Raw genomic sequence first — 9,621 nt, 5'->3', positions numbered from 1 at the left:
ACGAGGAGCACGTCATCGAAAGTGAGTGCTTTTTGGATCAGACGCATGGCAAATCCTATAGGCGCAAAACCGAATTATACAGAAATCGCGCGATGCATGGCACGTCTGCCCCACATGTCAAGGGGCTTTTTCCCGAGCAAGCCTGCCGCTTCGCCCGGACGCCCGACATCCCCCCGCCCATGCCCGGCAGTTCGCCTGCCTACCCCCGGCTTTCGGTGTGCATGGGTGCCGGATTTCACAATCGCCCCCGATGGCACGCGTGCTACGCTTGCGCCCTGCTCGCCCGTTACCGGCCCGCCACGACTGGCCTGGGACTCGAGGCTCGAAACTCGAAACGGGGGGCACACCACTGGCATCCCAATAATACGACTTCAGGCACGACACTCATGGGGCGAGGTATTTCTTACGGATTGGCGGCAGGCGCCCTATGGGGGCTGGTATTTCTGGCGCCCCGTCTGCTGCCCGGGTTCTCACCGCTAGAACTTTCGGCCGCACGCTACGTGCTGTATGGGGTGGTTTCCGTCGTGCTGATTGCCCCGATCTGGCCGCGCCTGCGGCATACAGTGACCCGCGGCGACTGGCGGGCGCTTTTCCGGCTGAGCCTGGTCGGCAACCTGGTTTATTACCTTTTCGTCGCCGCATCGGTCCAGATGGCGGGGATCGCCCCGGCGTCGCTGATCGTCGGCGTACTGCCGGTGACCGTGACCCTGGTCGGCAGCCGCGACCACGGCGCGCTGCCGCTGTCACGGCTTGCCGGACCGCTGGCCCTCGTTGCGGCCGGGATCGTTTGTATCAATATCGATGTTTTCGCCCACGCATCGGCCAACGGCGGCGACTGGCGCCTGACGCTTGCCGGGATCGTATGCGCGGTGGGCGCGCTCGTGAGCTGGACATGGTATGCCGTGGCCAACGCCCGCTATCTCGCGCGGTTCGGCCACTTCACGAGTCAGGAATGGTCGCTGCTGACGGGCGTGGCGACCGGGGTGCTCGCCATCGGGCTGGCGGTACCCGCGGCGCTCCTGCCGCACCCGGTCGTGACGGATGCCTCGCGGGACTGGCAAATGTTCCTGCTGGTGAATGCTGCGGTGGCGATAGGCGCGTCGACGATTGGCAACGCGTTCTGGAACGCGGCAAGCCGCCTGCTGCCGCTGACCCTGTCCGGGCAGATGATCGTGTTTGAAACGCTGTTTGCCCTGGTCTACGGTTTCTTGTACGAACACCGTATGCCGCGTCTGCTGGAGCTGGCGGCCATCGTATTGCTGCTGGCCGGGGTGAGCGCGTCGGTGCGCCTCCATTCGCGGGGATCGACGCACTGAGTGGCATCGATCTGCACCGTGCGAGCCGAAGGGACTTCCGCGACCGGGTCAGGCAGGCACACGGCGCACGTAGTGAGCTGGCTTAACCGCCGCGACGGCTCCCAAGCCACTTCTGCCCTTCGCGACTCCCTTCGTTGCGCACTTTCTCGACGCGTCGCTGGCGGGCCACCTTCGGGTCGGCCTTGAGTGCGCGGTAGATTTCGACACGATCGCACGCCTCGACGGCCGCATCGAGCGCCCGTACCTTTCCGAAGACACCGGCCTTCATGCGGGAGATATCCAGCTCGGGGAATCGTTGCAGCAGGCCACTGCGCTCGATCACATCACGCAGGGTGGCGCCCTGCGGCACCGTCACCGGCACGATCGTCTGTTCGCCGGGCAATGCGTAGCAGACCTCGACGTTCAGCTCACTTGGCATAGACCGTCTCCGCACGCTTGACGAAGGCGTCGACGAACGTATTCGCGATGTGGCTGAACACGGGGCCGATGACCTTTTCGAGCAGGAAATTCGCGAATTCGTAGTGCAGGCCGAACTCGATCTTGCAGGCGTTTTCGCGCAGCGCGGTGAACTTCCACGTCCCGTGAAAACGCTTGAAAGGCCCTTCGACGAAGGTCATCTGGATGGAGTGCGGACGCTCCTGAATATTGCGCGTCGCGAACGAGTGCTTCAGGCCCTTGAAGTCGATGAGCAGCGACGCCTCCATGCTGTGCTCGTCCTGATGCCGAATTTCGACACCGCCACACCACGGCAGGAATTTGGGGTAATCGGCGACATTCGTCACCAGATCGTACATTTGCGCGTCGGAGAAATGTACGAGAACGGTTTTACTGACTTCGGCCATCGTCTGTCGGGCTGGGCAAACCGATGACGCGCGCCGATGTTGCACCGATGCGCATGCGTCGCAAGCCGCCTCTTGCCGAGACTCTTTGTTAAAATCGCTATTTTACCCGAGCCCGACTCACCGGGTCCGACCAAGTTACCCGCCAAGGATCCATGAGCATCATTGACAACAGGAAAGCCTTCTTCGACTACTTCATCGAGGAACGATTCGAAGCCGGAATCGCGCTCGAAGGGTGGGAAGTCAAGGCCATACGCGCCGGGCGGGCGCAGATCAAGGAAGGCTATGTCGTCATCAAGGACGGCGAGATCTTCCTGATCGGCACGCATATCAGCCCGCTCGTTTCGACCTCGACGCACGTCAAGGCAGACCCGGTACGCACCCGCAAACTCCTGCTCAAAGCCGACGAAATCAAGAAGCTCATCGGCAAAGTGGAGCAGCGCGGCTACACGCTCGTGCCGCTTAACCTGCACTACAGCAAGGGGCTCGTGAAATGCGAGATCGGATTGGCCAAGGGCAAGAAGCTCCACGACAAGCGCGAGACGGAAAAGGCGCGCGATTGGGAGCGCGAAAAAGCCCGACTGATGCGCACGCCGACGTAACACGTCCTATTGCTGCAAAACGTGCCACACCAACGCAGTGTAACGACCAAGGCGGCCCAAGGCAGCCCAAAGCGGCCCAAGGTGGCGCAAAGTGAAAACGGCCCGAAAGGGCCGTTTTTCATGTCAGCAACGAAGGGCCACTCTCAACGCCGCGTTACCGAATTGCCGAAGCCACCGGGATTGCCTTCGGTCGGGGCATTCGAGCCGCCCTCCGTCCCCCGCACGATCTTGAGCGCGGACGCGATCATGCCGCTCATGTCCGACAAATTGCCCGGCACGATCAGCGTGTTGTTCGTCTTCGCGATCTTGCTGAAAGCGTCGACATACTGCTCGGCGACCTTCAGGTTGACGGCCTCCATGCCACCCTGCGTCTGAATGGCCGTCGCAATCTTGTGGATGGCCTCGGCGTTGGCTTCGGCAACCGCCAGGATCGCCGCCGCCTCGCCTTGCGCCTGGTTGATTGCCGCCTGGCGCTCACCTTCCGATTTCTGAATCGCGGCTTCACGCGCACCGGACGCCAGGTTGATCTGCTCCTGCTTCTTACCCTCCGAAGCCGCGATCAATGCGCGCTTCTCGCGCTCGGCCGTAATCTGCGCCTGCATCGCGTGCAGGATTTCCTTCGGCGGCGTCAGATCCTTGATCTCGTAACGCAGCACCTTGACCCCCCAGTTGGACGCCGCCTCGTCGAGCGCATTCACCACGCTGTGGTTGATGAATTCGCGCTCCTCGAACGTCTTGTCGAGTTCGAGCTTGCCGACCACGCTACGCAGCGTGGTTTGCGCCAACTGCGTGATGGCGACAATGAAGTTGCTCGAACCGTACGACGCCTTCATCGGATCCGTCACCTGGAAGTACAGAATCCCGTCGACCTGCAACTGCGTGTTGTCCTTCGTAATACAGACCTGGCTGGGCACGTCGAGCGGCACTTCCTTGAGCAGGTGCTTGTATGCCACGCGGTCGACGAACGGCACCACGATCGACAGCCCCGGCGTCAGTGTCGCGTGATACTTCCCGAGACGCTCCACCACCCAGGCATGCTGCTGCGGCACGATCTTGATCGAGCGCGCGGCAATGAGCACGACAATGATGAAGAGAATAAACGCGACATTCGTAAACATGTTTTCCCCCAGAGTGCCCGCGACAACCGCAGGCAAATTCCTTACCACCTTTCCCCTGCCGTAACAGGGCAACACAAGCGCATCCGGAAAGACACGTGTCACATCCGATCACGCACCAGCATGCGCGACGAAAAGCCGACTCCCGCGAACTTCACGAATCACGAACCATCCGGCATCGGGCGACTCGCCGGGCATCAATTCGACGTCCCACTCGGCCCCTCGATACAACGCACGCGCCCGACCGTCCGCCTGCCAATCGTCCACGCGCAACCGCTGGCCGATGTCGAGAATCGTGTTCGGGTCTGCCGCCGTATCGACCTTGATACGCCGTCTGCCAAACCGGCTTCGACGCAGTATCCAAACCGCCACGCCCGCGACAACCGCGGCCACAAACCATTGCAACGTCCAGTCCGCGTGAACAACGGCAGCGATACCGCCCGCCGCCATGCCGAGTGCCACCATCAACAGATAGAACGTCCCGCTCGCCAGCTCCAGCACCACGATCAATCCGGCTACGCCGAACCAAAGCCAAGCCTGTTCCATCGCAACTCCCAGATACAAAAAAACCCCGGTGATATACCGGGGTTTATAGCACGAAACCAACCGATCGGCTGACGCGTCCCAAGGGATCCGCCAGCCTTTCGGTTGCGTCCGAGATGCCGCTCGGACGCGTCCCATCTCAGGTCGTGATCGTGACGTTTACTTCGCCAGCTTGGCGAGTTGTTGCCACGTTTCGATGACCGTATCCGGGTTGAGCGACATCGATGCGATGCCTTCCTTCGCCAGCCATTCGGCCAGATCCGGATGGTCCGACGGGCCCTGACCGCAGATGCCGACATACTTGCCCTTGGACAAGCAGGCCTTGATCGCGCGGCTGAGCATGAACTGCACGGCCGGGTCGCGTTCGTCGAAGTCCTTGGCAAGCAACTCCATGCCCGAGTCGCGATCCAGACCCAGCGTGAGCTGCGTCAGGTCGTTCGAACCGATCGAGAAGCCGTCGAAGTACTCGAGGAACTCGTCGGCCAGAATGGCGTTCGACGGCACTTCGCACATCATCACCAGCTTCAGACCGTTCTCGCCGCGCTTCAGACCGTAGTCAGCCAGCATGCCCACCACGCGCTCCGCCTGACCCAGCGTGCGCACGAACGGCACCATGATCTCGACATTCGTCAGGCCCATTTCGTCGCGAACGCGCTTGAGTGCACGGCACTCCATCTCGAACGCTTCGGCGAAGTCTTCGGAGATGTAACGCGATGCGCCACGGAAGCCCAGCATCGGGTTTTCTTCATCCGGCTCGTAACGCGAACCGCCGATGAGCTTCTTGTACTCGTTGGACTTGAAGTCCGACAGGCGCACGATCACGCTCTTCGGGTAGAAAGCCGCAGCGATCGTCGCAATGCCTTCGGCCAGCTTGTCGACGTAGAACGCACGGGGCGACGCATGACCGCGAGCCACCGACTCGACCGCCTTCTTCAGGTCCGCGTCGATGTTCGGGTACTCGAGAATCGCGCGCGGGTGCACGCCGATGTTGTTGTTGATGATGAATTCGAGACGCGCCAGACCCACGCCTTCGTTCGGCAGTTGCGCGAAGTCGAAGGCGAGTTGCGGGTTGCCGACGTTCATCATGATCTTCACCGGGATCTTCGGCATTTCGCCGCGCTGGATCTCGGTGATTTCGGTTTCGAGCAGGCCGTCGTAGATCTTGCCTTCGTCGCCTTCCGCGCACGAGACGGTCACGAGTGCGCCGTCCTTCAGCACGTCGGTGGCGTCGCCGCAGCCGACCACGGCCGGCACGCCCAGCTCACGCGCAATGATGGCCGCGTGGCACGTACGGCCGCCACGGTTCGTGACGATGGCCGAGGCACGCTTCATCACCGGCTCCCAGTTCGGGTCGGTCATGTCGGCCACGAGCACGTCGCCCGGCTGCACGCGTTCCATTTCGCTCGGATCCATGATCACGCGCACGGGACCGGCGCCGATCTTCTGACCGATGGCGCGGCCCGTGGCCAGCACCGGTGCGTCACCCTTGAGCTTGAAGCGCTGCTCGACCTTGCCGGCCGCCTGGCTCTTCACCGTCTCCGGACGCGCCTGGAGAATGTAGATCTTGCCGTCCTTGCCGTCCTTGCCCCACTCGATGTCCATCGGACGACCGTAGTGCTTCTCGATGATCAACGCGAACTTGGCCAGTTCCACGCAATCGTCGTCGGTGATCGAGTAACGGTTACGCAGCTCCATCGGCACGTCGATGGTCTTCACACGGCCCGGCTCGCCCGGTTGCGTGAATTCCATCTTGAGCAGCTTCGAGCCGAGCGTGCGGCGAATGATCGGGTACTTGCCGGCGTTGAGCGTCGGCTTGAAGACGTAGAACTCGTCCGGGTTCACGGCACCCTGCACGACCGTCTCACCCAGGCCATAGCTGGCCGTGATGAAGACGACGTCCTGGAAGCCCGATTCGGTGTCGATCGTGAACATCACGCCCGAGGCGCCACAGTCCGAACGCACCATGCGTTGCACACCGGCCGACAGCGCCACTTCGGCGTGCGTGAAGCCCTTGTGAACGCGATACGAGATGGCGCGATCGTTATAAAGCGATGCGAACACGTGCTTCATGCGATCGAGAATGTCTTCGATACCGACGACATTCAGATAGCTTTCCTGCTGACCGGCGAACGAGGCGTCCGGCAGATCTTCGGCCGTGGCCGACGAACGCACGGCGAACGACGCGTCCGGCTGGTCCGCCGTCAGGCGGGCGAACTGCTCGCGAATGTCCTTCTCGAGCGCCGGTTGCATCGGTGCGTCGACGATCCATTGACGGATCTCGGCACCGGCTTCGGCGAGCGCCTTGACGTTGTCCACGTCCAGACCCTCGAGACGCTTGGCAACGCGCTCGGTCAGATTGTTGTGTTGGAGGAATTCGCGAAATGCGTGAGACGTCGTGGCGAAACCACCCGGCACGCGCACGCCGGCGCCGGCCAGCTGGCTGATCATTTCGCCAAGCGATGCGTTCTTGCCGCCGACCGACTCGACGTCGGTCATGCGCAGATGCTCAAACGGCACCACGTAGGCGCCGTTGTGTGCAGCGTTAGTCATAAAAGCCCCTAAAGTAAGAAAAAAAATTCTCGGAGGGCCGGCTGGGACTGACGTGGGCCGGTCGACCTGTTGGATAAGAAATCGCGCCTTGACGGTGTCGGGTACCAGGGGCTAGCGCCCGACGACCTGCGTCGGACCACCGGGACTTCCCGCTGCGCCCCGCCCGGCGGGCCTGCCCCGGGCGAAACGCGATGGCCGCGCAATTGCTTATCCAACAAGTTGCCGCTATTCTACCGTGCAACGCACCATTTTGCGATTCTCCGCATGAGTGACTCCTCCATTACCGGAAATTCCCCGACGCCCCCTGCCGCACCGGCCAAACCGGTCGCTGCACGCCCCGTTTTCATCGTGTCCGACGGCACCGGCATCACCGCTGAAACGTTCGCGCATTCGATTCTCGCGCAGTTCGAGATGCGCTTTCGTCAGATTCGCGTTCCGTTCGTGGATTCCGTCGATAAAGCCTATGAAACGGCGCAACGGATCAACGAAATGTATCGGAGCGAAAACGTTCGTCCGATCATCTTCAGCACGCTCGTCGACGCGCGCGCCAACGAGATTCTGCGCAACAGCCAGGGCGTGATTCTCGACATGTTCCAGACGTTCATCGAACCGCTGGAAGTCGAGCTCGGACTCAAGTCCATGCACGCCATCGGCCGGGTTCACCAGAATGCGGATAGCGAGGCCTACAAGAACCGGATCGAGGCGGTGAACTTCTCACTCGCGCACGACGACGGCCAGTCCAACAAGAACCTGCAAAGCGCCGACGTGATCCTCGTGGGCGTATCACGCAGCGGCAAGACACCGACGACGCTCTATCTCGCCATGCAATACGGCGTGAAGGCCGCCAACTATCCGTTGATTCCCGACGACTTCGAGCGCGAAAAGCTGCCTTCCACGCTCGATCAGTACAAGGAAAAGATCTTCGGGTTGTCCATCGACCCGCTGCGGCTGTCCGAAATTCGTAACGAACGACGCCCGGGCAGCAAGTACGCCTCGCTGGAGAACTGCCGTTACGAAGTGAACGAGGCCGAGGCGATGATGCGCCGCGAAGGCATCAAGTGGCTCTCGTCGACGCACAAGTCGATCGAGGAGATCGCCACGACCATCCTGCAGGAAATCAAGCTCGAGCGCGACGTCTACTGACGCGATTCACCGCACGAACCATCGACAGGAAAGCAAAAAGGGACGCCATGAGCGTCCCTTTTTTCGTTGACGGCCTCAGCCGGCGCCAGGCCTCCTCACCCGAGCCGCTGCCGCACCGCTTCGAACAGGCAGATGGCAGCACATGCGGCCACGTTGAGCGACTCCATGCCACCCGGCTGGGGGATCCGGATTGGCGTCTGCACGCGATCGAGCCACTGCGGCGACACCCCGGCGCCTTCGTTGCCGAAAACCCAGGCGACAGGCGCACAAAGGTCCTGCTCGTACAACGACGTGCTCGCCTGCAAACTCGTCGCCAACAACGGAACGGACAAACGTGGCGCGAGCGAATCCGGCGTGCAATGCTCCACGATGTTCAGCGAGAAGTGCGCCCCCATCCCGGCGCGCAAGACCTTGCTGGACCACGCGAGCGCAGTGCCCGACATGCAATACACGTCACGCACCCCTGCCGCGGCCGCGCTACGCAGAATCGAGCCGACATTGCCCGCGTCCTGCACGGCGTCGAGAATCACGCAGTCTGCCGTTTGCGACGACGGCAAATGCCCGGAGGGCATCTCCACGACGAACAACAACGGTACGCCGTTCACCAGCGTCGACAGCGGCTCGAACAAGGCCTGAGGCAAACAGACGCGACGATCGGCATCAACCTTTGCCCAGATCTGGGCGACCTCGTCGTGATCGAGCGCCGTCTCCGACGCCACACACACCAGCGGTTGCCCCAATGCGCCGAGATAGGCATCGGCCAGATGCGCGCCTTCGAGCAGCGTCTGCCCAAGCTTGCGGCGCTGCTGGTTCGACTGCGCGAGCTGCTTCAAGCGCTTGTAAAACGGGTTGTCCTTGGAACTGATCAGCTTCATGACGTACGCACCAGGCGAGAAACGGTGAACGCACCAAAGACTTCGAACGCTTCGCGTACGGGCGCGAAAGACTGACGGTGGTGCGGACTTGGCCCGTGAAGACGCAGCGCCTCCAGGTGACGCGGCGTGCCATACCCGACGTGCTCGTCGAAACCGTACTGCGGGAATTCCTCGTGCAGCGCCACCAGTTGGCGATCGCGGGTCACCTTCGCCAGAATCGAGGCCGCCGAAATGGCTGGCACCTTGTCGTCGCCCTTGACGACCGCTTCGGAGCGCATCGGGAGCGTCGGGCAGCGATTGCCGTCGATGAGCGCCAATGTCGGCACGCGCGACAGACCATTCACGGCGCGCTGCATCGCTAGCATCGTGGCGTGGAGAATGTTCAGCGAGTCGATTTCGGCGACGCTTGCCTCGGCGATGCAGAAGGCAAGCGAACGCTCGACAATCTCTTCATAGAGCGCCTCACGACGCTGTGCCGTGAGCTTTTTCGAATCGGCCAGCCCCTTGATCGGACGTGCCGGATCCAGAATCACTGCGGCCGTCACAACCGGACCGGCCAGCGGACCACGACCGACTTCGTCAACGCCGCACGTCAGATCCGCCGCTACGTCAGCGAACAGATCGAGCGCCATTTGCGG

The 9,621-nt window shown here is 62.0% G+C and carries 9 protein-coding genes and 1 pseudogene; 3 read left to right on the top strand and 7 right to left on the bottom strand.

Annotated features, from left to right (window positions below; genetic code table 11):
- Positions 1-386 precede the first annotated feature (386 nt).
- Positions 387-1,316, top strand: coding sequence for a DMT family transporter (locus ABWO90_RS24240; RefSeq protein WP_353193766.1), 930 nt, complete (start codon positions 387-389; stop codon positions 1,314-1,316).
- Between the two features lie 82 nt (positions 1,317-1,398).
- Here the strand turns inward: ABWO90_RS24240 and ABWO90_RS24235 are convergent, their stop codons facing one another.
- Entirely contained in the window at positions 1,399-1,734 is a 336-nt protein-coding gene (locus ABWO90_RS24235) for an RnfH family protein (protein ID WP_353193765.1), read from the bottom strand.
- On the bottom strand, positions 1,724-2,158 hold the full coding sequence (locus ABWO90_RS24230; RefSeq protein WP_353193764.1) for a type II toxin-antitoxin system RatA family toxin: 435 nt from the start codon (positions 2,156-2,158) through the stop codon (positions 1,724-1,726). Before ABWO90_RS24230 ends, ABWO90_RS24235 begins: the two co-directional genes overlap by 11 nt.
- A gap of 149 nt (positions 2,159-2,307) precedes the next feature.
- Between ABWO90_RS24230 and smpB the strand changes: the two are divergent.
- Positions 2,308-2,757 (top strand): annotated as a pseudogene (smpB, locus tag ABWO90_RS24225) (SsrA-binding protein SmpB); the annotation flags it as partial.
- 143 nt (positions 2,758-2,900) lie between these two features.
- On the opposite strand, the gene ABWO90_RS24220 reads toward smpB, so the two are convergent.
- The 3 genes from ABWO90_RS24220 to ppsA form a co-directional block, all read right to left on the bottom strand.
- On the bottom strand, positions 2,901-3,875 hold the full coding sequence (locus ABWO90_RS24220; RefSeq protein ID WP_353193763.1) for an SPFH domain-containing protein: 975 nt from the start codon (positions 3,873-3,875) through the stop codon (positions 2,901-2,903).
- Positions 3,876-3,983: 108 nt separating this feature from the next.
- Positions 3,984-4,418 carry an NfeD family protein gene (locus ABWO90_RS24215; protein WP_353193762.1) on the bottom strand — a complete coding sequence of 145 codons (435 nt, stop codon included), beginning with the start codon at positions 4,416-4,418 and terminating at the stop codon, positions 3,984-3,986.
- Positions 4,419-4,574: 156 nt separating this feature from the next.
- Positions 4,575-6,965 (bottom strand): phosphoenolpyruvate synthase, encoded by a 2,391-nt coding sequence (gene ppsA, locus ABWO90_RS24210; protein ID WP_353193761.1) that lies wholly within the window; start codon positions 6,963-6,965, stop codon positions 4,575-4,577.
- A gap of 264 nt (positions 6,966-7,229) precedes the next feature.
- On the opposite strand from ppsA, the gene ppsR reads away from it, so the two are divergent.
- Positions 7,230-8,108 carry a posphoenolpyruvate synthetase regulatory kinase/phosphorylase PpsR gene (ppsR, locus tag ABWO90_RS24205; protein ID WP_353193760.1) on the top strand — a complete coding sequence of 293 codons (879 nt, stop codon included), beginning with the start codon at positions 7,230-7,232 and terminating at the stop codon, positions 8,106-8,108.
- A 95-nt stretch (positions 8,109-8,203) separates the two neighbouring features.
- Here the strand turns inward: ppsR and ABWO90_RS24200 are convergent, their stop codons facing one another.
- Positions 8,204-8,983 carry a TrmH family RNA methyltransferase gene (locus ABWO90_RS24200; protein WP_353193759.1) on the bottom strand — a complete coding sequence of 260 codons (780 nt, stop codon included), beginning with the start codon at positions 8,981-8,983 and terminating at the stop codon, positions 8,204-8,206.
- Entirely contained in the window at positions 8,980-9,615 is a 636-nt protein-coding gene (rnhB, locus tag ABWO90_RS24195; RefSeq protein ID WP_353193758.1) for a ribonuclease HII, read from the bottom strand. The genes ABWO90_RS24200 and rnhB overlap by 4 nt, the downstream gene beginning before the upstream one ends.
- Positions 9,616-9,621: the final 6 nt, after the last annotated feature.

The organism is Pandoraea pnomenusa (assembly GCF_040391475.1).
Classification (GTDB): Bacteria; Pseudomonadota; Gammaproteobacteria; order Burkholderiales; family Burkholderiaceae; genus Pandoraea; species Pandoraea pnomenusa_C.
This window is presented reverse-complemented; position numbering and strand designations above follow the sequence as displayed.

Bases quoted from the DNA above. Each gene is read 5' to 3' on its own strand.
- ppsR (WP_353193760.1), top strand. From the start codon at position 7,230: ATGAGTGACTCCTCCATTACCGGAAATTCCCCGACGCCCCCTGCCGCA.
- ABWO90_RS24215 (WP_353193762.1), bottom strand. From the start codon at position 4,418: ATGGAACAGGCTTGGCTTTGGTTCGGCGTAGCCGGATTGATCGTGGTG.
- ABWO90_RS24240 (WP_353193766.1), top strand. From the start codon at position 387: ATGGGGCGAGGTATTTCTTACGGATTGGCGGCAGGCGCCCTATGGGGG.
- rnhB (WP_353193758.1), bottom strand. From the start codon at position 9,615: ATGGCGCTCGATCTGTTCGCTGACGTAGCGGCGGATCTGACGTGCGGC.
- ppsA (WP_353193761.1), bottom strand. From the start codon at position 6,965: ATGACTAACGCTGCACACAACGGCGCCTACGTGGTGCCGTTTGAGCAT.
- ABWO90_RS24230 (WP_353193764.1), bottom strand. From the start codon at position 2,158: ATGGCCGAAGTCAGTAAAACCGTTCTCGTACATTTCTCCGACGCGCAA.
- ABWO90_RS24235 (WP_353193765.1), bottom strand. From the start codon at position 1,734: ATGCCAAGTGAGCTGAACGTCGAGGTCTGCTACGCATTGCCCGGCGAA.
- ABWO90_RS24220 (WP_353193763.1), bottom strand. From the start codon at position 3,875: ATGTTTACGAATGTCGCGTTTATTCTCTTCATCATTGTCGTGCTCATT.
- ABWO90_RS24200 (WP_353193759.1), bottom strand. From the start codon at position 8,983: ATGAAGCTGATCAGTTCCAAGGACAACCCGTTTTACAAGCGCTTGAAG.